The sequence below is a fragment of the Marinobacter adhaerens HP15 genome (assembly GCF_000166295.1).
In the GTDB taxonomy this organism is placed as follows: Bacteria; Pseudomonadota; Gammaproteobacteria; order Pseudomonadales; family Oleiphilaceae; genus Marinobacter; species Marinobacter adhaerens.
This window is the reverse complement of sequence record NC_017508.1, coordinates 21936-42349: the sequence shown is the minus strand read 5'-3', so window position 1 is coordinate 42349 and position 20414 is coordinate 21936. Positions and strand designations below refer to the sequence as shown.

25 protein-coding genes are annotated in these 20414 nt (G+C 53.6%); 21 read left to right on the top strand and 4 right to left on the bottom strand.

The annotated features are described in order from the left end of the window. Positions 1–20 precede the first annotated feature (20 nt). The 19 genes from trbB to HP15_RS20790 all read left to right on the top strand — a co-directional run bounded on the left by trbB (position 21) and on the right by HP15_RS20790 (position 14602). Positions 21–980 (top strand): P-type conjugative transfer ATPase TrbB, encoded by a 960-nt coding sequence (gene trbB / locus HP15_RS20875; RefSeq protein ID WP_014579515.1) that lies wholly within the window; start codon positions 21–23, stop codon positions 978–980. Between the two features lie 25 nt (positions 981–1005). Further along, positions 1006–1431, top strand: a complete 426-nt coding sequence (trbC, locus tag HP15_RS20870) for a conjugal transfer system pilin TrbC (RefSeq protein ID WP_014579514.1) — start codon at positions 1006–1008, stop codon at positions 1429–1431. A 2-nt stretch (positions 1432–1433) separates the two neighbouring features. Beyond that, positions 1434–1745, top strand: a complete 312-nt coding sequence (locus HP15_RS20865) for a conjugal transfer protein TrbD (protein ID WP_008929954.1) — start codon at positions 1434–1436, stop codon at positions 1743–1745. Beyond that, the gene (locus HP15_RS20860) at positions 1745–4282 is read left to right on the top strand and encodes a VirB4 family type IV secretion/conjugal transfer ATPase (RefSeq protein ID WP_041646736.1); all 2538 of its coding nucleotides are present in this window, start codon (positions 1745–1747) and stop codon (positions 4280–4282) included. Before HP15_RS20865 ends, HP15_RS20860 begins: the two co-directional genes overlap by 1 nt. Next, positions 4282–5064, top strand: a complete 783-nt coding sequence (locus tag HP15_RS20855; protein ID WP_014579511.1) for a conjugal transfer protein TrbF — start codon at positions 4282–4284, stop codon at positions 5062–5064. Before HP15_RS20860 ends, HP15_RS20855 begins: the two co-directional genes overlap by 1 nt. A 17-nt stretch (positions 5065–5081) precedes the next feature. After that, the gene (gene trbG / locus HP15_RS20850; protein WP_014579510.1) at positions 5082–5987 is read left to right on the top strand and encodes a P-type conjugative transfer protein TrbG; all 906 of its coding nucleotides are present in this window, start codon (positions 5082–5084) and stop codon (positions 5985–5987) included. Between the two features lie 2 nt (positions 5988–5989). Beyond that, positions 5990–6505 (top strand): conjugal transfer protein TrbH, encoded by a 516-nt coding sequence (locus HP15_RS20845; RefSeq protein ID WP_014579509.1) that lies wholly within the window; start codon positions 5990–5992, stop codon positions 6503–6505. A 3-nt stretch (positions 6506–6508) separates the two neighbouring features. After that, a complete protein-coding gene (locus HP15_RS20840) occupies positions 6509–7936 on the top strand; it encodes a TrbI/VirB10 family protein (RefSeq protein WP_014579508.1) in 1428 nt (475 codons plus the stop codon). 18 nt (positions 7937–7954) lie between these two features. Beyond that, the gene (gene trbJ, locus HP15_RS20835; RefSeq protein ID WP_014579507.1) at positions 7955–8716 is read left to right on the top strand and encodes a P-type conjugative transfer protein TrbJ; all 762 of its coding nucleotides are present in this window, start codon (positions 7955–7957) and stop codon (positions 8714–8716) included. A gap of 9 nt (positions 8717–8725) precedes the next feature. Further along, entirely contained in the window at positions 8726–8953 is a 228-nt protein-coding gene (gene trbK / locus HP15_RS20830) for an entry exclusion lipoprotein TrbK (protein WP_014579506.1), read from the top strand. An 11-nt stretch (positions 8954–8964) separates the two neighbouring features. After that, positions 8965–10821, top strand: coding sequence for a P-type conjugative transfer protein TrbL (gene trbL, locus HP15_RS20825; protein WP_014579505.1), 1857 nt, complete (start codon positions 8965–8967; stop codon positions 10819–10821). A 19-nt stretch (positions 10822–10840) separates the two neighbouring features. Beyond that, complete coding sequence (locus HP15_RS20820) at positions 10841–11323, top strand: hypothetical protein (RefSeq protein WP_014579504.1); 483 nt, start codon at positions 10841–10843, stop codon at positions 11321–11323. A gap of 11 nt (positions 11324–11334) precedes the next feature. Next, positions 11335–11970 carry a lysozyme family protein gene (locus HP15_RS20815; RefSeq protein WP_014579503.1) on the top strand — a complete coding sequence of 212 codons (636 nt, stop codon included), beginning with the start codon at positions 11335–11337 and terminating at the stop codon, positions 11968–11970. Next, on the top strand, positions 11967–12695 hold the full coding sequence (locus tag HP15_RS20810) for a TraX family protein (RefSeq protein ID WP_014579502.1): 729 nt from the start codon (positions 11967–11969) through the stop codon (positions 12693–12695). Before HP15_RS20815 ends, HP15_RS20810 begins: the two co-directional genes overlap by 4 nt. Positions 12696–12708: 13 nt before the next feature. Next, positions 12709–13134 (top strand): OmpA family protein, encoded by a 426-nt coding sequence (locus tag HP15_RS22065; RefSeq protein WP_014579501.1) that lies wholly within the window; start codon positions 12709–12711, stop codon positions 13132–13134. An 18-nt stretch (positions 13135–13152) separates the two neighbouring features. Continuing rightward, positions 13153–13422: a hypothetical protein gene (locus tag HP15_RS20805; RefSeq protein WP_014579500.1), complete on the top strand. Its 270-nt coding sequence runs from the start codon at positions 13153–13155 to the stop codon at positions 13420–13422. A 24-nt stretch (positions 13423–13446) separates the two neighbouring features. Next, positions 13447–13701, top strand: coding sequence for a hypothetical protein (locus HP15_RS20800; protein ID WP_020933254.1), 255 nt, complete (start codon positions 13447–13449; stop codon positions 13699–13701). Between the two features lie 4 nt (positions 13702–13705). After that, a complete protein-coding gene (locus tag HP15_RS20795; protein ID WP_014579498.1) occupies positions 13706–14212 on the top strand; it encodes a hypothetical protein in 507 nt (168 codons plus the stop codon). Between the two features lie 84 nt (positions 14213–14296). Then, positions 14297–14602, top strand: coding sequence for a helix-turn-helix domain-containing protein (locus HP15_RS20790; protein WP_020933256.1), 306 nt, complete (start codon positions 14297–14299; stop codon positions 14600–14602). 20 nt (positions 14603–14622) lie between these two features. Here the strand turns inward: HP15_RS20790 and HP15_RS20785 are convergent, their stop codons facing one another. Then, positions 14623–15246: a recombinase family protein gene (locus tag HP15_RS20785; protein ID WP_049784535.1), complete on the bottom strand. Its 624-nt coding sequence runs from the start codon at positions 15244–15246 to the stop codon at positions 14623–14625. An 8-nt stretch (positions 15247–15254) separates the two neighbouring features. Beyond that, a complete protein-coding gene (locus HP15_RS22955; protein ID WP_014579495.1) occupies positions 15255–15386 on the bottom strand; it encodes a hypothetical protein in 132 nt (43 codons plus the stop codon). Between the two features lie 144 nt (positions 15387–15530). On the opposite strand from HP15_RS22955, the gene HP15_RS20775 reads away from it, so the two are divergent. Together HP15_RS20775 and HP15_RS20770 are read left to right on the top strand one after the other, a co-directional pair. Beyond that, a complete protein-coding gene (locus tag HP15_RS20775) occupies positions 15531–15884 on the top strand; it encodes a hypothetical protein (RefSeq protein WP_014579494.1) in 354 nt (117 codons plus the stop codon). A 25-nt stretch (positions 15885–15909) separates the two neighbouring features. Next, positions 15910–16758, top strand: a complete 849-nt coding sequence (locus HP15_RS20770) for a 3'-5' exonuclease (RefSeq protein ID WP_220979274.1) — start codon at positions 15910–15912, stop codon at positions 16756–16758. A gap of 206 nt (positions 16759–16964) precedes the next feature. Here the strand turns inward: HP15_RS20770 and HP15_RS20765 are convergent, their stop codons facing one another. Both HP15_RS20765 and HP15_RS20760 read right to left on the bottom strand, forming a co-directional pair. Then, a complete protein-coding gene (locus tag HP15_RS20765) occupies positions 16965–17219 on the bottom strand; it encodes a hypothetical protein (RefSeq protein WP_014579491.1) in 255 nt (84 codons plus the stop codon). A gap of 15 nt (positions 17220–17234) precedes the next feature. Further along, positions 17235–20396, bottom strand: a complete 3162-nt coding sequence (locus HP15_RS20760) for a zincin-like metallopeptidase domain-containing protein (RefSeq protein ID WP_014579490.1) — start codon at positions 20394–20396, stop codon at positions 17235–17237. Positions 20397–20414: the final 18 nt, after the last annotated feature.

Genomic DNA, 20414 nt, shown 5'->3' with positions numbered 1-20414 from the left:
GAAAATACCGGGGCAATTGAATGCAACAAAACGACATGACTGGCTCCATTAAGGACCGGGCAAAAAGAAAACTAGAGCGGGATATTGGGCCGGAGCTTCTCCAGGCTCTAAATCACTCTAAGACAGTCGAGCTTATGCTCAACGCAGACGGGAAAGTTTGGGTTGAACGTCTAGGTGAGGGGATGCAGTGCATCGGAACGCTTAGACCTGCCCAGGCTCAAGCTATTATCGAGACTATTGCCGGGTATCACGGCAAAGAAGTCACCCGAAGCAAGCCTATCCTAGAAGGGGAGTTTCCCCTTGATGGCTCCCGCTTCGCAGGCCAGCTACCTCCAGTAGTTCCGGCCCCTACCTTCGCCATTCGTAAGAAAGCCGTTGCGATCTTCACCCTGGACCAGTACGTGGAAAACGGCATTATGACCGCCGCCCAAAAACACGTCCTGGTTGAAGCTGTGGCAGCACACCGAAACATTCTTGTCATCGGCGGCACTGGCTCAGGCAAAACCACCCTGGTTAACGCCATCATCAACGAAATGGTGATTACCGATCCTACAGAACGGGTTTTCATCATTGAGGATACCGGCGAAATCCAATGTGCCGCAGAAAACCACGTTCAGTATCACACCAGCCTTGACGTATCCATGACGGCATTGCTGAAAACAACTTTGCGCATGAGGCCCGACCGTATCCTGGTCGGTGAGGTGCGCGGAGCGGAAGCCTTGGACCTTCTCGATGCTTGGAATACCGGGCATGAGGGCGGAGCTGCAACACTGCACGCTAACAATGCTAACGCTGGCCTAGCTCGCTTGCGGTCGCTGATTACACGTAATCCAGCGGCTCCAGCCGAGATTGAACCGCTAATTGGCGAGGTGGTTCACATCGTTGTTCATATCGCCAGAACCCCGGAAGGCCGCCGCATCCAGGAAATCCTAGAGGTTTCCGGTTATTGCGATGGTCAATACATCACTAAATCCCTTTAAACGTAGGAAACTAGGAGTAATACCAATGCAACTCACTCTCCCATCAATCCGCCTTAACCGTTCGGCCATGCTCTACTTTGGCCTGTTCGCGGCTTTGTTCCTGGTTATGGCTGTTCAACCGGCTATGGCTTCGGAAGGAACGGGCGGCTCACTCCCTTATGAAAGTTGGCTGACCAACCTTCGCAACTCTGTAACCGGCCCTGTGGCGTTCGCCCTGTCCATCATCGGTATTGTCGTCGCAGGCGGCATTCTGATCTTCGGTGGTGAACTCAACGGCTTTTTCCGCACGCTGATTTTTATCGTGTTGGTAATGGCTCTGCTGGTCGGTGCGCAAAACATGATGTCCACCTTCTTCGGTCGTGGTGCAGAAATCGCGGCACTGACTGACGGTGCAGTTAACCAGGTTAGCGGCGCGGCCATGCGTCTCGTTAACGGTATTCAGGCGGTGTAACTATGGCTCTGCGCACGATCCCCATTCGTAGAGCTGGCAACCGAGAAAACTTGTTCATGGGCGGGGATCGTGAGCTTGTGATGTTCTCGGGACTGCTGGCAGGGGCACTTATTTTTAGTGCTCAGGAAGTCAGGGCAACGGTCTTTGGTATTGGCCTGTGGTTCGGCGCACTTTTTGTGTGCCGACTCATGGCTAAGTCAGACCCTAAGCTGCGCCATGTCTATCTGCGGCACCGCCGCTACAAGGCATATTATCCAGCTCGCAGCACGCCCTACCGTGAAAACACGACAAGCCAAGGGAAGCAATACAAATGATGATTCAAGCTATTTCATTTGCCATTGCTGTCTGCGGTGCGGCGCTGTTACTTATCCTTTTTGCCCGTATCCGTGCGGTCGATGCTGAATTGAAGTTGAAAAAGCATCGTTCCAAGGATGCGGGGCTGGCTGACTTGCTCAATTATGCCGCTGTTGTTGATGACGGTGTAATTGTCTGCAAGAACGGCGCTTTCATGGCGTCTTGGCTGTACAAAGGGGATGACAACGCCAGCAGCACCGACGAACAGCGGGAAATGGTGTCTTTTCGTATTAACCAGGCTCTGGCGGGCCTTGGTAATGGTTGGATGGTTCACGTTGATGCCGTGCGCCGTCCAGCTCCCAATTATTCAGAACGCAATACCTCAGCTTTCCCTGATCCGGTTTCTGCCGCGATTGACGAGGAACGCCGTCAGCTCTTCGAGGGCCTGGGTGCGATGTATGAGGGTTACTTTGTTCTAACCCTAACATGGTTCCCGCCTTTACTGGCTCAGCGCAAATTCGTTGAACTCATGTTTGACGATGACGCCGAGGTGGTTGGCAAAAAAGCCCGCACCAAAGGCTTGATTAACCAATTCAAGCGCGAAATTAGCGGCATTGAAAACCGTCTGACAACTGCGGTTAAGTTGACTCGCCTTCGCGGTCAAAAAATCGTGAATGAGGACGGCAGCAAAGTCACGCATGACGATTTTCTTAGCTGGCTACAATTCTGCGTTACTGGTGTAAGCCACCCTGTTCAACTGCCTAATAACCCTATGTATATGGACGCCTATATTGGCGGTCAGGAAATGTGGGGCGGGGTAGTACCGAAAGTTGGCCGCAAATTTATTCAGGTCGTTTCTATCGAGGGTTTCCCCTTGGAGTCTCACCCTGGAATCTTGAGCGCCCTGGCCGAACTCCCGGTTGAATATCGTTGGTCGTCACGTTTCATTTTCATGGATCAACACGAGTCCATTAAGCACCTGGACAAGTTCCGCAAGAAGTGGAAACAAAAAGTGCGCGGTTTCTTTGACCAGGTATTTAACACAAATAGCGGTAATGTGGACCAAGACGCTCTAACAATGGTCCAGGACGCAGAATCTGCAATTGCAGAAGTGAACAGCGGCTTGGTTGCTGTTGGGTATTACACTAGCGTTGTCGTCCTAATGGATGAAAGCCGGGACCGTCTGGAACAGTCTGCACGCCAGGTAGAGAAATCAATCAACCGCCTGGGCTTTGCTGCACGAACTGAAACCATTAATACCCTGGACGCTTACCTGGGCAGCCTGCCGGGCCACGGTGTTGAAAATGTGCGTCGCCCGCTCATTAATACGATGAACCTGGCCGACCTGCTGCCTACAAGCACCATTTGGACAGGAAACGCCGACGCTCCTTGCCCAATGTATCCGCCTCTGTCACCGGCTCTAATGCACTGTGTTACCAGTGGGTCAACGCCGTTCCGTTTGAACCTTCACGTTCGTGATTTGGGTCATACCTTTATGTTCGGCCCAACGGGTGCAGGTAAATCGACACACTTGGCCTTGATTGCTGCTCAGCTTCGCCGTTACGCAGGCATGTCGATCTTCGCATTTGATAAAGGCATGTCCATGTATCCGCTGACTAAAGCGGTTGGTGGCCTGCATTTTTCTGTCGGTGCGGACGATGATCACCTGTCCTTCTGTCCATTGCAGTATCTGGAAACCAAGAGTGATCGCGCTTGGGCAATGGAATGGATAGACACCATCCTGGCGTTAAACGGGGTTCAAAGTACGCCTGCACAACGAAATGAAATTGCCCATGCGATTGTCAGTATGCACGAAAGCGGGGCGCGTACTCTGTCTGAGTTCTCGCTGACCATCCAGGATGAAAGCATCCGTGAAGCTATCCGCCAATACACGGTTGATGGCTCTATGGGGCACCTTCTGGACGCCGACGAGGATGGTTTATCACTAACCGACTTCACCACGTTTGAAATCGAAGAGCTGATGAACCTGGGCGAAAAATTTGCCCTGCCGGTCTTGCTGTACCTATTCCGTAGAATCGAGCGAAGCCTTAAAGGACAGCCTGCGGTCATCATTCTGGATGAAGCCTGGTTGATGCTTGGGCATCCTGCATTCCGCGAAAAAATCCGCGAATGGCTCAAGGTACTGCGTAAAGCTAACTGTCTGGTTCTTATGGCAACACAAAGCCTGTCCGACGCTGCCAACTCCGGCATCCTGGACGTTATTGTGGAGTCCACTGCAACCAAGATTTTCTTGCCGAACGTCTACGCCCGCGACGAGGACACATCAGCCCTATACCGCAGAATGGGCCTTAATGCTCGTCAAATTGACATCCTGGCAACGGCTGTTCCCAAACGTCAGTACTACTACGTCTCTGAAAACGGTCGCCGCCTCTATGACCTCGCCCTTGGGCCTTTGGCTCTCTCGTTTGTCGGTGCTTCCGACAAGGAATCCGTGGCAGCTATCAAGCAACTGGAAGCCAAATATGGCGAACAGTGGGTGCATGAATGGCTCGCAGGTCGTGGCCTGAAACTTGATAACTACCTGGAGGCAGCCTAATGAGCTTTTCCGAGAAACTTAAAGGGCTGATTTTCAAAAAGCCCGCCCCTGGTTATGACCAGGAAGAAACTGCCGAGATAGAGGCACAGGATAAAAAATCTAAACGCCAAGGGGATGATGAAAACCCATATCTGACCGCTCGCCGCACTTGGAATGAGCATGTTGGTTCTGTGGTTTCATCACGCCAAACCTGGCAGGTCGTGGGCATTCTATCGCTAATGATTGCCCTGGCCGGTGTCGGCGGCGTTATCCATATCGGCAGCCAATCCAAGTTCATCCCTTACGTGGTGGAAGTGGACAAGCTGGGCGCAGCTCAAGCGGCGGGGCCGGTTACTGGTTCTGATTCTGCCGACCCGCGTGTTTTGGGTGCCACGGTGTCCGAGTTCATCGAAAACGCCCGCATGGTATCGCCTGACGTAGCTCTGCAACGCAAAGCGGTATTTAGCGTTTACGCACACTTGGCCCCGAACGATCCCGCAACCACGAAAATGAATGAATGGCTTAACGGTAATGCCGATGCCAGCCCGTTCAAACGTGCCACCAAAGAAATGGTGAGCATCGACATTACATCTGTTCTGCCGCAAACGCCGACTACGTGGCAAGTGGACTGGACAGAAACCAAGCGGGACCGGCAAGGGGTATTGCAGGGCCAACCAGCCCAATACCGCGCCCTTATTACTGTGTACACCGCAGACACTTCAACGCAGACCACGGAAGAGCAAATGCGTAACAACCCGCTGGGTATTTACGTGCGTGATTATTCCTGGTCACGGCTGCAATGATTACGAGGCTATTAACCATGAAGAAACAATTTTCCGCTGTGATCCTGGGTGCTGCGATGTTGGTGCCCTCTCTGGCAACGGTCGCGCACGCGAACGGGCTTGAGGACAAATATTTTACCAATGACAACCCAACACTGACTCAGCAAGAACGCCAGGCGCTGGCGATTGCACAGCGCTGGCAGGCCGGAGGCAGTAACGGTGGCATCCGTCCCTTTACTGGCCGCAATGGAGCCATCCAGTTTGTATTTGGTGCGCAGTCTCCAAGCGTTGTTTGTGCTGTTCTCCAGGTTTGTGACGTTGCGCTGCAACCTGGCGAATACGTTAACTCTATTCAGTTGGGGGATACCGCCCGCTGGAACGTCGAACCGGCCATTTCCGGCACCGGGGCAGGGGAAACCCAACACCTGCTTATCAAACCGATGGACGTGGGCCTGGAAACCAGCTTGGTCGTAACGACTGACCGCCGCGTTTATCACATTCGTTTGCGTTCTCACCGCACCGAATACATGCCGCAAGTTGCATTCACCTACCCGGAAGATGCCCTTGCCAAGTGGGATATGGTCCGCAGCCGCGAACGCCAGCACCGCGAGGACAACACTATTCCTCGAACCCGTGAGTACCTGGGCGACTTGTCATTTGATTACGACGTATCCGGCTCGGCCTCCTGGAAGCCTGTTCGTGTTTTCAATGACGGCCACAAGACCATCATTCAGATGCCGCGAGCCATGCAGCAAACAGAAGCGCCGACGCTCCTGGTTGTCCGTAAGGACGGCGGCCTGTTCTCTGACCCTGAAACCGTCATGGTCAATTACCGCGTCCAAGGGGATCGCTACATCGTCGATACAGTGTTTAACAAAGCAATCCTTATCTCTGGCGTTGGTAGCAGCCAGGACAAAATCACCATCACAAAAGGGGACGATTAATCATGCGTAAACTTATCGTCGCAGTTCTGTTTTCGTTGGGTTTGGCTGGGTGTGCCACGCACGCCCCATACGGCAACTTTGTCGAGAATCCGGCAGGACTAAATCAGCAAGAAATCGCCAGCGATACGGTCGAGAAAATCACCGAGCTGTACCCGCCTGCAAAAACTCGCTTCGAGCTGAAACAGCCTACACCTGACGCTTTTGGTACGGCATTGGTTCGCGGCCTGCGTGATCGCGGTTATGCCCTCCTGGAGTTCGACCCGGAAGCGGCCAAAGCGCAGCAACGTCAGCAGGCTACACGTTCGACCAGAACAGCCCCAAGCGCGGAAGCTACACCGGCACCGGCTAACCCAGCTCCGACAGGATCAGGTTTGCCGCTTCGTTACGTATTCGACCAATTCACAGGCACCAATATGTACCGCGTGACCATCATGGTCGGCAATGAGTCCTTGACCCGCCCATATTCGCAAGAAAACGGCGGAATCGTTCCAGCGGGCTATTGGGTTCGCAAGGAGTAAGACATGAGCGAAAACAACGATCAAATGTCCCCGGACGCCTCACCAGGTGAGGTGTCCAAAAAATCCGGGGTGCGTCGAGTCAATAATCGCCCGATGTACATTTTGTTTGGTGTCCTTGGCCTGTTCCTCCTGGTCATGATGATGGTTGCTGCCGACCGTGCAGCCCAGCAGAACGCACCAAGCGAAGGGCCGAAGGAAAGAGCAGGCAATACCTCGATGTTTGCCAATGAAATCGCAGGCACTCAGACAGACGGTTTTATCCCGGCTGCCGAGCCTCCGGCTGTTCCTTCGCTGGACGAACCTGTTGCACCAAATGACGAGGCGCCGCAGGAAGATAACCAGGACGCAGCGCCTGTAACAGTGGCTCGCCCGGTAAATCCTGACTTACCACCGGCCCCGCCTCAAAACACGGGTTCACAAGCACAACGCGACGATGAAGCCGAGCGCATTCGCATGGCGAAGCTGCAAATGCTGGAACAAGCTGTTAGAGCAAAAACCGGCGTGCAAGCGGTAGCCCCGCGCAGCAGCAGCGACGGCGGTTCATCACAGCCGGTTAACAACCGTCCGCAATCACGCCAAGACATGATTAACGAAATTGCGCGTGTCCGTCAGCAGATTGCGTCCAACCGTTCCGACGATCCAACTGCCGCTTATCAGCAGCGTATGGCTCAAATTGAAGGAATGCGCAACGGTGGCGGCTTTGGTGGCAATGGTGGCAGCACTAGCGCACCGATGTTAATGCAGACCTCAGCGAACGGCAGCGGCAACGGTTATTCGCAATTTGACAGCAACGGCGGTGATCGCTGGCAGCTTGGGGAGCAAGTACAGGCTCCGCGCAGCCCTTACGAGCTACGTGCTGGCTTTGTTATCCCGGCCACACTGATTTCCGGTATCAACTCCGACTTACCCGGCCAAATCGTTGCCCAGGTATCACAGGACGTATCAGACACAGCAACAGGAAGTCACTTGTTGATTCCGCAGGGTTCGCGTCTTGTCGGCTCTTACTCGAACGATGTGGCCTACGGCCAAGAACGAGTTTTGATTGCATGGCAGCGCATTATTTTCCCTGACGGTAAGGCTTTGGATATTGGTTCAATGCCAGGCGCGGACGCAGCCGGTTACTCCGGTTTCCATGACCAGGTTAACAACCATTACCTGCGCATCTTCGGTTCTGCATTCCTTATGTCTGGTGTCACGGCAGGCGTAACGCTTAGCCAAGACAACGACAACAACAGCGACAGCAATAACCAACGTGCAAGCGACGCGCTTAGCGAGGCGCTTGGTCAGCAACTTGGTCAAGTCATGGTCGAGATGATCCGCAAGAACATGAACATTGCCCCAACGCTGGAAATTCGCCCTGGTTATCGTTTCAACGTGATTGTCACCAAAGACATGACGTTCTCGAAACCTTACAGCTCATTTGACTATTAACGCCAAGGAGTAAACATCATGAAGAAAAGATTTTTAGCCGCTAAAGTTGCTCTGGTCGTCGCCATGACGGCCAGCACTTTGCAGCCCGTTCAAGCTGGTATTCCTGTAATTGACGGGGCAAACCTGACCCAAAGCATTATGACCGCTTTGGAAGCGGTCGCACAGACGGCCAAGCAAATCCAGCAATACCAAACTCAGTTGCAGCAATATGAAAACATGCTGCAAAACACGATGGCCCCGGCTTCCTACATTTGGGACCAGGCGCAGCAAACCATCAATGATTTGAACCAGGCGACCAATACTATCGCCTATTACCAAAACCAACTTGGTAGCCTCGATGCTTACCTGGGCAAGTTCCAGGACGTAGCCTATTACCGCAGCTCGCCTTGCTTCTCTTCTACAGGGTGTAGCGATGCTGAATGGGCGGCAATGGATGAAAACCGCCGCCTGGCGTCCGAATCGCAGAAGAAAGCCAATGACGCGGTTTTTAAGGGTTTAGATCAGCAACAAGACAACCTGGAAGCCGATGCCCGACAACTTAACCGCCTGCAATCCGGCGCTCAAAGCGCAGACGGCCAACTGGCCGCGATTGGTTATGCCAATCAGCTCGCCAGCAACCAGGCCAACCAGCTCCTGCAAATTCGTAGTTTGCTGATTGCTCAGCAAAACGCCGTAGCTACCCGAATGCAGGCAGAAGCTGACAAAGAAGCTCAGCAGCAAGCCGCGTCAGAGCAAGTCCGAGCAGGTAGCTTTGTCGCCAGTCCAGACCGCTCTTGGTAAGGGGGACCAATGAAATCAATTAACGCTATTCAATTACTCGGGGCCGCTTCTGTTGCGGTCCTTCTAACCGGCTGTTTTGAAGAAAAGATGCCGGAAGTAAACGACATCAATTGTCAGCACGAAAACATTTTAAAAATCGAGGACAAGGCCATGCAGCAAGATTTTGCTTCCAAGTGCCTTCGTCGTGGCAACCCTCGGTCTGGCGAGTTTAAAGCCAGCCCTGAGAAAGATTGGTGAGGTACTGAATTATGAAACTGCCAGCCAACCTTAAATCCGCCATGCCGTTAATCGTCTGGCTGGCGTTTTTTGTTGCGGCTCCGGCTCATGCCGCAATCGACAACTCCGGCGTCCTGGATAACGTCCTGGCCCGCTATTCGGCAGCAGCGGCCTCTTGGGCCGGTGTAATTACCGATGCCGCAACCTGGTTGTTTTGGACCCTCGTTGTTATCTCGATGGTTTGGACGTTCGGCATGATGGCACTGCGCAAGGCAGACATTGGCGAGTTCTTTGCCGAGTTCGTCCGTTTCACTATTTTTACCGGGTTCTTTTGGTGGCTACTGATCAACGGCCCCAACTTCGCATCGTCTATTTACGACTCATTGCGCCAGATTGCCGGTAACGCTACGGGGCTAGGTTCCGGCCTATCTCCGTCTGGCGTGGTTGACGTGGGTTTTGAAATCTTCGACCGCGTACTGGATCAATCCTCGGTCTGGTCGCCAGTTGATTCATTCGCCGGCATTCTCATGGCTCTGATTATTCTCGTCATCCTGGCGTTAATCGGTATCAACATGCTGTTGTTGCTCGCCGCTGGTTGGGTACTTGCTTACGGCGGGGTGTTCTTCCTGGGCTTTGGTGGCTCGCGTTGGACCTCAGACATGGCGATTAACTACTACAAAACCGTGCTCGGTGTTGCCGCCCAGCTTATGGCAATGGTGCTGTTAATTGGCATCGGCAAAACCTTCCTGGATGACTATTACAACTCCATGAGCGAGGGAATCAGCCTGAAAGAAATGGGCGTCATGCTCATTGTCGCGGTGATCCTTCTCGTTCTAGTGACCAAAGTTCCTCAAATGCTCGCGGGCGTGATTACCGGCGCAAGTGTTGGCGGTGCAGGCATTGGCTCATTCGGCGCAGGCGCTGCGCTTGGGGCGGCTGGCATGGCAGCAGCGGCGGCGGCCACTGGCGGCGCTGCTATGGCAGCAGGGGCGTCAAACATGGCAGGCGGGGCGCAAGCTCTCATGGCCGCATTCAATAAAGCTAACGAAAACGTGGCAAACGGTAGCGACATTATGTCCGCATTCTCTGGCGGCGGCGGTGACGGTGGTGGCGGTGGCGGTGGCGGCGGTGAAATGCCATCCGAAGAAAGCACAGGTGATACCCCATTCGCTCAAGCGGCGGGTTTTGGTGGCGGTGAATCTTCTGGCGGCGCTCAAGCCAGCGGGGGCGAGTCATCCGGTGGCGGTGAATCTTCCGGCAGTAGTGACCAGGGAAGCACCGAAACAGCCAGCGCAGACGCTGGAACATCAGACGACCAAGGTTCAAGCGAAGGGCAGGGCGGTAGCTCGTCCGGCGCTCAAGCAGCAACAGCGGCGGCCACTGGCGGCTTTATGGCTGGAGCTGCAAAGGCTGGCCGAGTCGCAGCGGATACCGGCGCGAACCTGGCAAAAGGAACTGGTGCAGTAGCTAAAGCTAAGGCCGGACAAATGAAGGCTAAGGCCATGCAGCGCATCGGTGACACAACAGGCGGCAAGATCGCCGCTGCAATCAAAGGCCAAGGGGAAGCCCCAGGGCAAGGAGGTGGTGAAACAGGAAATGCAGGTGATAGCGGCTCGTCAGATTCTGGAGCCTCTGACAGCTCACCGTCGTTCGATAGCGATAGCTTGAGCGGTGGTAACGGCGGCGGCTGGGTAAACCAATCAGGCGGCTTTGATGCCCTGTCCAGCGAGGACCAGGACAAAGCCCGTCAATCACACGCTGAGTGGCAAGCACGCGACCCGGAAAAGCACACCTTCGACGTTGGGGATTACGTTTCGTATGCCCAGGAACGCCAGCAGGAGCGCAACGAAGAGGTTGCCAGCTTTGTCAACAAAGGCCGTTCGGCCTAACTAGATAGGAGTAATTGAAATGAAACAATTTTTCGTTGCCCTTAGCCTGTTTGCAGCCGCATTTGCGTTCACTGCACCGGCTCAAGCGGCTTCTCAAGATGAATGTGCAATTTGGATCTGCCTGCCGGGAGGATTCCCCTCTGGCTGCGGTGCGGCCAAGTCAGCGATGCGTGACCGCATCAAAGACCTGAAATCACCGTTGCCTAGCTTCTCGTCCTGTGCGGTTAACCCGCCGTCTGGAAGTGGTAGCCACATGACCTCTGATTTTGGCTGGGCTGCCTACATTCCGCCCCGTAGGGTTTGTACTGAGTATCGCCGCTATGGCCGCGATAACGAAAGATGCGTTGCCTACGAAACGTTGCCGGAACAGTACGTGAGAAACACCCGTTGCCGCGTTGACCGTGACGGCGACCGTCACCCGCGCTACTGCACTCGCACGTACCGTTGGGCGGAAGTGTTCGTTGAAGGGCAGCTTGCAGGCCCAACTTACTACTGGAACTAAGGGGGGTCGTCATGCTGCCGTTCATTGCTGATATGCCACCTCTGGAACAAGAGCGCGTTGTGTGCTCAATCTCGGCTGCCGCGAAATATGAAGTGCCCGCCAATATCGTGCTGGCCGTGGCCGAGAAAGAAGGGGGCAGGCCGGGCCAGCGGGTGCGTAACTCGAACGGTACGCATGACGTTGGGCCTATGCAGTTCAATACTGCTTACCTGGGCGACCTGGAGAAATACGGGATCACTGCGGACGATGTGGCAGCCTCTGGCTGCTACTCGTTCGACCTGGCTGCCTGGAGACTGCGCGGCCATATCCTGCACGACTCCGGGGATATTTGGACCAGGGCGGCCAATTACCATTCCCGCACACCGAAATACAACGCGATTTATCGCGCCGACTTGATGCAAAAGGCGGTCAAGTGGGCCGACTGGCTTGATGAACACTTTTCGACTGTGAACGTGACCGCCCAAGGTGGTGCCACTCCTGGCAATGGGACTGCTATGCAGCAAGTCATCCAGGAAGCGGCCAGAATCGAGACTGAAAGCAATAATAGACAGTCTGAACGCCAAGGGCAGGGGAGTTACAGCCCGAGCCAGCAGACCGGCTATGTGCCGCGCACAATCACGTTTCAAAGCACGGGGGCAGGGCAATGACCGATAGCACCGCCTCTTTAAAATCCTCTTGGTCCTTGCCTCGCCTGTTCGTTGCCGATGGCACTGTGGAAGGCTTGAAGTGGCTGGGGTTGCTGCTTATGACCGGGGACCACGTAAACAAGTATCTTTTCAATGGCACGCTGCCTTTTCTATTTGAGGCTGGCCGTCTGGCAATGCCGATCTTCGTCTTTGTCCTGGCGTTCAACCTGGCCCGCCCGGGCCAACTTGAAAAGGGAGTGTATCAACGAACAATGAAGCGGCTCGCGGTTTTCGGTGCCTTGGCTTCGGTCCCTTTCATTGCCCTGGGCGGCTTATACGCTGGATGGTGGCCGCTTAATATCCTTTTTACGCTTCTGGCTTTGACGGCCACGGCGTACCTGATCGAACGCGGTCACACAGCATGGGCCGCCCTGGTGTTTATGAACGCCGGGGCAATGGTCGAGTATTGGTGGCCTGCGCTCCTGTTCGGCTTGGCTGTATGGTCATACGCCAGAAAGCCGACCTTATCAGCGGCTGGCGTTGCAGTTATCGCCTGTGCCGCCCTGGGATTTGTTAACGGCAATATGTGGGCACTGGCTGTGCTCCCCTTACTGTTCGTTGCAACCTTTTTTGATTTGAGAATGCCCCGGCTTCGCTGGGTGTTCTACGCCTATTATCCGTTACACCTCGGCGCTCTGTGGCTCATTCGCATTCCAATGAGCCATGCCGGATACCTGTTTTTTTGATTTGGAGTAAGTCATGCGTAAGTCATTTTGCACACTTCTAACTATTGGCTGCTTAGCCTTCACTGGATCGGCACTAGCCGCCTCGAACGACTACCGCGAACCAGTATCAAGCTCTGTTTCTGTTTCTTTTGCTAATAGCAGCACCACTTTTCAACCAGGCCCAACAAATGCCGTTCTTCTGGAAGCGGCTAGGGACGCATCCCTGGTCACTATCAATGGCCGAACCAGCACGCTCCGCCCAAGTAAAAGGGATGAAAGGCTGGCTTTGGCTCGCGCCGTATCAGCCCGTGATTACTTAGTTGCTCATGGCGTTTCACCGCTCAAGATAATGATCAACTACGTGTCTGCGGCTGACTTTATAGCCGACAACGGGACGCCAGAGGGGCGGTATTTAAACCAGCGCGTAGACATTCAAATGATCTACGTTCCAATGTACTGAAAATAAGGATTGAACATCATGGCTGCACTTAATCAGACCAAAGAATTGCTTTCTATCGTCAGCAACCAAAAGGGCGGGGTTATTCCCGGATGGATGGCAAAGGATGCCTCTAAAAAGCTCGATGGCGACCAACCCAACACTGAGCGGGCCGAGGCCGTTATTAAGAAGCTGAACGAAAGCGAAAACCACCCAGCTTTAGCGGCTAAAGTTCGGGAGGCTGAAAAAGAGATTTCACAGCATAAGAAGCTGAACCAGGACAAACCGCAAAAGCGCGGTATGCGAATGTAATACACCAGGGAATAGGGGGCTGATATGAGAATACCCACGCCAGAAGAGACAAGGAACGCTCTCGCACCAGAACAAATTGCGCTCTATGAAAAAATAGGTCAGCAACTCCAGCAGTCACACGGTGAAACCCCGCCAGGGTTTCACTTGACTGGATGGCTCTGGAAAAACATGGCCGAGGCTGAGCGAATTGGCTGGAGTGAGTCTTTTATTATGGAATTGTTGGACCCTTCTTATATCCGCTTGCTAAATGATTTAAAGAAAGGAATCGACTGGAGATAACACCATGAATGACAAATTAAACCAGGCAATACAAATCGGCGCTGCAATCAATGGCCGTATTTATGACCTGGTTGCACTATTTATGAAATTTGCCATTGTTCGCCCGGCAGCGGTTTTATTTATTTTTGCCCTGGCGTCCATTGCCATAAATGGCGGCTTTCATCAATCAAGTAAATCGGTTATTGAAACGGTAGTAAGCCTGGTTGATCTTGGCCCTGCCCAGCAGGGTTATATCAACCTGGAATCCTGCGCCGATGACAAGCCCACTGCATCAACTGACACCATGCCTGCGCCGACCACTTGCACTAATGTAGTAACAGAGGCGGTGCCGGTCGATCTGCTTGCCGGTCAGTTAGTCAAAGTAATGCTAACCTGCTACCTGGTAGCGGTGGTGTTTGGCGTTGTGTTTTCTTTCTTCTTCTCGCGCCCGCTTCGTATCGCAGACGTTCGGGTACTTGGTACGGCAAGACTTGCCGAAGGTGCCACTAAAATCGACAACAAGGCCAATTAGTCCAGGATGCCGATAACAAAGCGATGCCAGTTCACCGATAACGAGATTAAAAATGCTTATGAGGAAGCCGGGAGCCTTTCCGGCATGGCTGAACGCCTCAATATCACATACCCCACGGCTGCGACGTGGGCACACGAACTAGGCTTAACCCTGAAAAACCAAGGGTACAACAAGCCTGCATTGGAAATAACTGGTTTGCAGTGCCGCCATGCTCGGGAATACCTTGGGTTAACGCGGGATGTGTTCTGCGCTCAATCTAACGTAAGTAAAACGGCTATCCGTGAGTTTGAACTAGGAAATTCAACCTTGCGCAAAGGAAACATGGACAAAGTAATGGAATTATTTAAGCGTTACCGCGTCACCTTTAATTCCGATGGCACGTTTGAATAAAGCCCCTTCGCGGGGCTTTTTTATTGGTCCTTTTCCTTCTGGTGTTTTGCCCAAACAAGTTTAACCTGGCTTTCACTGCAACCGGCCAGCCGTGCAGTTTCCGCAATTGTATGATTTGGCCGTAGCTTAACAATAAGCTCATTCCTTTTTTCATCAGGTTTCCGGCCCTTGTATTTACCTCTTTTTTTAGCCTGGCTAATACCCTGCTTCTGGCGTTCCCTGCGGTCCTCATAATCATCGCGGGCCATCTGCAAGGATAGTTTTAAAAGCAATTCCTGAACGGCCTCCAGGACGACCTTGGAAACACCTTCTGCACCGGCTACAAGGTCGGATAGATCGACAATACCAGGAACGGCCAGCATGGCCCCTTTACCTTTTATCGTAGCAATCAGGCGTTCAGCTTCTGGCAGTGGTAGGCGGCTGATTCGGTCAATCTTTTCCGCAATCACCACGTCCCCAGGTTGCAAGTCCTCGATCATGCGCAGCAGTTCGGGGCGATCTGCTCGCGCCCCTGACGCTCTCTCTCGATACACACCGGCCACGTAGTAACCGGCAGCCTTAGCGGCCTGAATAACCCCTTCCTGGCGTTCCAGGTCTTGCGAGTCGCTACTGACTCGCAAGTAAATTCGGGCATTCTGTGTCACGCTCTTTTTCACTCCTGGTTCTCTGCAATCAAGTTAATCAAGTCCTGGTCTGGTGTTTCGTCCAGGCAATCCATTAGCTCATACCAAAGGCTGGCCGGGCACGCTTCTTTTGCCATTGCTTCCAGTTCTGTGCGTTCCATTTTTCTTGTGCTCCCGATATGGTCAATTTGGGTATACTCTATTTGACTATTATAGACCGATGGGCCAATATAGACAATCAGCAACTCTATTTGGCTAGTATTTTTTAGCCAACCCAAATTAACCAAAAGAAAGGAAGCCATTTTATGAAATTGAAATTTGTCGCCGCTTGCTCTGTTGCTCTAACCGTATTGTCTGGCTGTGGGATAATTGAAAAACAGGTTGCCAGTGATGAAAGCCTGCAAGAAAAAGCAGCGTTTGCTATCGGTACTCAACCAAGCAACATTTCAATCAGCAACGTACAGTCTGGCCTTGAGAAAATCACGTTCGATGCCGATGCAAACGGCTCGCAATATAGCTGTTACTACACAACGGTAATTGCTGTGAAATCGGACGCTATTTGTAAAAAAATGGGGCCGCAAACTACTCCTAAACCAACAACGGAAGAAAGCCAGGGCGAGTGTAATGCGCTCCTGAAAGCTGCCGGTCGTTGTGAGTAAATGAGTTAAGTCTATGGACAAAAGCATGGAAGAGCTGGAAGCGGCCAGGGCCGAAGCCCTCGAAAAAGATCAATGCTTTTCAAAAGGCCGCCTTCGAGACGAATTTAGAATGAAACCCAAGCCCGACGCCGAGCCTGTCACGTTCTATAAGAACGGTTACGGCGGCAAGTTTGGGGTTTATAAAATATCCGATTGCGTTCCCATGAAGGCACGTAGCACCAAGCCGCCGAGCGAAAAGCAAAAGCGTGCTAGGGCGATTCTGGCCGTCAAAGCGAAGCTGAACAGCAAGGAAGCAAAAACCTCCAGCAAGGCGGTACGGTGGCTTGATGAAAACCCGCTTTTCCTGGACACCGAGACAACCGGCCTCGATGACCAGGCGCAAATCATTGAGCTGGCTATCAGCGACGCCCAGGGAACCATTTTGCTTGAAACGAAATTGCGGCCATCTGTGTCGATAGACCCGGAAGCCGAGGACGTACACGGCCTAACAATTGAATTTCTAGCGAACGCACCAACCTGGCCGGAAGTATCGGACCAGGTGCGAAAAATCCTCTGTGGTCGCGCTCTGGTTATCTTCAATGCTGATTTTGATACGCGCATGTTCCGGCAAACGGCTGCTGCTTATGGTGAGCCGGTCGAATGGGTTAGCGAACTAAAAACGCATTGTGCGATGTATCTGGCTGCCGATGCGTTTGGACCGACTAACCGGCATGGTTCAATCTCTTTGGCTGATGCGGTAGATTTTGCCGGGGTAACTTGGCGGGGGGCAGCTCATGGGGCTGTTGCAGACACTTTAGCTACGGTTGACCTGGTGCAAGCGATCGGAAGTATCAGGCGTGACCTGGAAACCGAGCTGGCCGCCCTGGAAGAATGAAAAAGCCCCGCACTAGGCGGGGCTTTTTGTTACCGGCTCCGGCTCTTCGTCCTGTTCTGCACGGTATCGACAACTTTGGCATCCGGGTAATCCTTCTGAATCTCTTTCAGGGACTGCCCCGAAAATAAGCCTATCCACTCCCCATCCTTTTTAACTGCTGAGTCGATTGGCTTGGCCGCTCTCGATGATCGTATTTCGTATCGCATCTATACCCCTCCATTAATATAAGTTTTAAGCTCTTTTTTGCGTTTTCTACATTCCTTCATCTGTGCGGCAAACTCTTTGCGCGTAATGTCTCGATTTTTTAGAGACATTTTTAGCAAATCAATATCCTGTCGCAGCTCGTTTTCATTTATATGCGAGTAATGCCACGGGGCCACCCCAGTCGCTGCTGCCTCTGATATTGCTTCCTCGCCATACCCTTCCGCCCTCATGTCATGTAAATAATCCCAATCGCTCATATGTCACTACCTCTCTTAATAACCAATACGGGCCGACCGCTTTTGTTTATGAACTTGTTGCTCTGCCTGTTTCTGCTCACGCTTTCGTTCCGCTTCTTGGACAGCTTTGCCAACGGTAGCCCTTACCTGGCGTTCAACTCCTTCACGGCCAAGGCTGCTCTTGGTAGCCAGGTCGTTGAAGTCGGTGTGCTTCTTCATGTGATCCAAGGCTGCCAACTGTTCCTTGCTGAGCAAGGCTTTCTGTAGGTCTGCCTTGCGCTCTTCCGGGGCCGTCTCCAGGGCCTTAGATGCTCGCAAGTGTTCCCGGTAGCTTTGGGGAGTGATCGGGGCAACGCCAGCCGGATACTCTGCCTCTCCTGGAGCAAAAACCGGGAAGGCTGCCTTACCGCCGACCACTTTGGCCGCTTCCTGTGCTTTCGTCTTGCCTGGGTTCGTTCCTTGGGTCAGCTCCTGGTGTCGATCATCGTCACCAAGGACCACAACAGGCTTGTCAGGGAACTTGTCATGCAGGGCCTTCGCTACATTGGGAAGGTTGCCGGAATCGAACGCGGCCACGGTAGCAAACCCCAATGCCTCGGCATTGGTCGCGGCGGTCGCATAGCCTTCCTGAAGGACCAGGGCCGGAGCAGCTTCCAAGGACTTCATATCGCCGCCGACGATATGAAAACAACCTTCCTTGCGTGAATCCTTGGCGAAACGCTTGGTGCCGTCCTCCTGGATATATTGCATGGTCCACTGTTTGCCGTTCTCGTCGTGCGCCGGAATGTAGGTCTTTTTGCCTTCGGCATCGGTTAGAACGCCAGGATGGGGCTGGATGCCCTTATTTTGCATGTACGGCGTCTGTTCGGTGGCTGGCATCAAGTTGGCCGTCTGCTTGCTGACGCGCTCCGCTGTCGCTTCCTGGGCCTGCTCCAGCTCTGCCGCTCTGGCTGCCAGCTTCTCGGCTGCTTCGGCCTGGAGCTTGGCTTTCTCTGCTGGATCGAGCGAATACCCCTTAGACTTCCATTTCATATCAACGCCTGTACGGTTGTTGGAAATGTAACCGGCAGGGTGGCCGTCAAGATGGCCGACATAGAAACCAGCTCGCTCGCCTTTCTTGTCTCCTTCTACAGATACCCGGTGTTTTTTACCGTCCATGATTGGATGATCACCACTGACAACACAGCCCAATGACTTCATGGCTTCCGCAAACTCTTCACGGGGTGACATGGCCGGGCCTTGTTGGCTCTTGACGTTATCAGGCATCCAGCGGCTTAGGCGTTCCATATCGCCTTTAGGGCCGACATACCAAGACTTGGCCGCTTTATCCCACTGTGCCCCGGCTGCCTTCGCCGCGCCGCGCTCACCATACGGCACAGCCAGGTATTGCTTTTGCTGTCCTGCGGTTTGAGTCTGGCCTTGTTCCTGCTGCGGGCGTTGTTGCGCCGTGGCTTCCTGAGCGGCCCCCTGGGACCATTTGGCAAAGGGGGCAGTGTCTACGCCAGGCGGAACAAACCAGGACTGTTGTTGACGGTCCCAGCGTGCTCCGAGGCCCTTTGCTTCGTCCTTCTCGCGGTATGGGACATTAATATAGGTTCGCTCCTGCTTCTCTGGCTCTGCCTGAGCCTGCTGGCTGTCCTTCACCTGCTGGGCCTGCTGCCGTTCGTGTTCGGCAATACGGCGCTGCATATCGCTGTCATTGAGCGTGGCCGTTGCTTCTGCGGTCTTGCGAGCTTCTTTAGCCGCTGAAATGTCGTCGTCCGTGCTGTTCGGGTCCAGGCGCACGCGAATTTCATTCACCCTGGACAGCTTGGCCGCCTGTTCGTGCTCGTTGGTTTCGGACAGTGCATCAACCAGCCCTAGCAGGTTCGCCAGCTCGTCGGCTTGGTTCTGGCTGTTGAGATCCGCAACCCATTGGTGCATCCCGTTTTCATGCTGGGCATAAACGCCCCAAAACTCGGGTTCACGGCCAACCGCGTGCGCGGGTTCTACGAACTGTTCCCCGCCATCCTCGATGACCACGTTACCTTGAACTTGAACAGCTCCGTTCCAGTCTGCCGGTAAGTCAAAGCCGAGTACCTGCCGGGCTGTTTCTTCAAATGCCTGGGCGTCCGTTTCTCCGGCAGCTAGGCGGCGACGTTCGTTAGCAACCTGGTTGATTGCCTGAGAATCTTCTTGTGATAGCGCGGAAAGCAACTGATCGCGCATCTGTTGGTTGTTGGTGGGTAATTGCATCCCGGCCTCCTGTGTTTGTTCCGGGGCGGCCTCCAGCTTCTGCGTTTGGGCCTGGTCTTGCTCCTGGACTAGCTTTTGTTCAAATGCCAAAACGTAGTTCGACATTTTCTCTGCATCAGACGTTGCGCGGAAAATCTCCAGCGGGTCATCCTGGAGCGCCTTAATCCAGGAACCTACATAAGCGGCGTGCTGTTCTGGATCGTGACCAATTCCCAGCTCGTCCCCCATGATCAGGCTAAAACACTCAGCCTTTAGCTCTTCCTTGGCGTACCCTTCCGATCCGAAAGGATGGGCCATATCTCGGTCAAGCCGTGAGCTGTGGCCGGTCCAGTGTCCCAGCTCATGCAACGCGGTTGCATAGTAGTTATCTGCGGTCGGGAACTGCTCTTTATCTGGCAGGTGTATGCTATCGGTCGCAGGACGATAGAAAGCCCGGTCATGCTCGCCGTGACGAATATCAGCGCCTGACGCCTTCAATATATGTTCGGCTCTCTCTACTGCGTCCCAGGTCTGCGTTTTCTCTTTCTGCTCCAGTGGGGGCATACCGTCTATTTGCTCGCCGTTGAAAACGGTGGCAAAGAACACGCGGGGGCGCTCTAACATGACGGTTTCTTTCACCGGCTTGCCTTGTCCATCTAGGACAGGCTTGCCGTTGTCATCGAGCTTGTTTTGTTCCTCGGAAAACTTCCAATACTGAACCGGCGTCCCTTTCTCGCCTTTGCGTACCTGAGCACCGGCAGCCTTCGCTTGCTTGTAAGTCAGCCAACGATTATCACCGCGCCCCTGGGCCATGAGGTGAATGGCGTTAACGCCTTTATAACGCTTGCCGGTCGTTGGGTTCATCGGCATGAAGCCTTGGGAACCAGGTTCCCAAGGTTTTTGCCAAGGTGCGGTGCCTGCTTTGAGTTGTTCAATCAGGTTTTCCGCTACTGTTTCGTGAAATGGTTTTTTCTCGGCAGCCATCGGTTAGCCCTCCTTGTC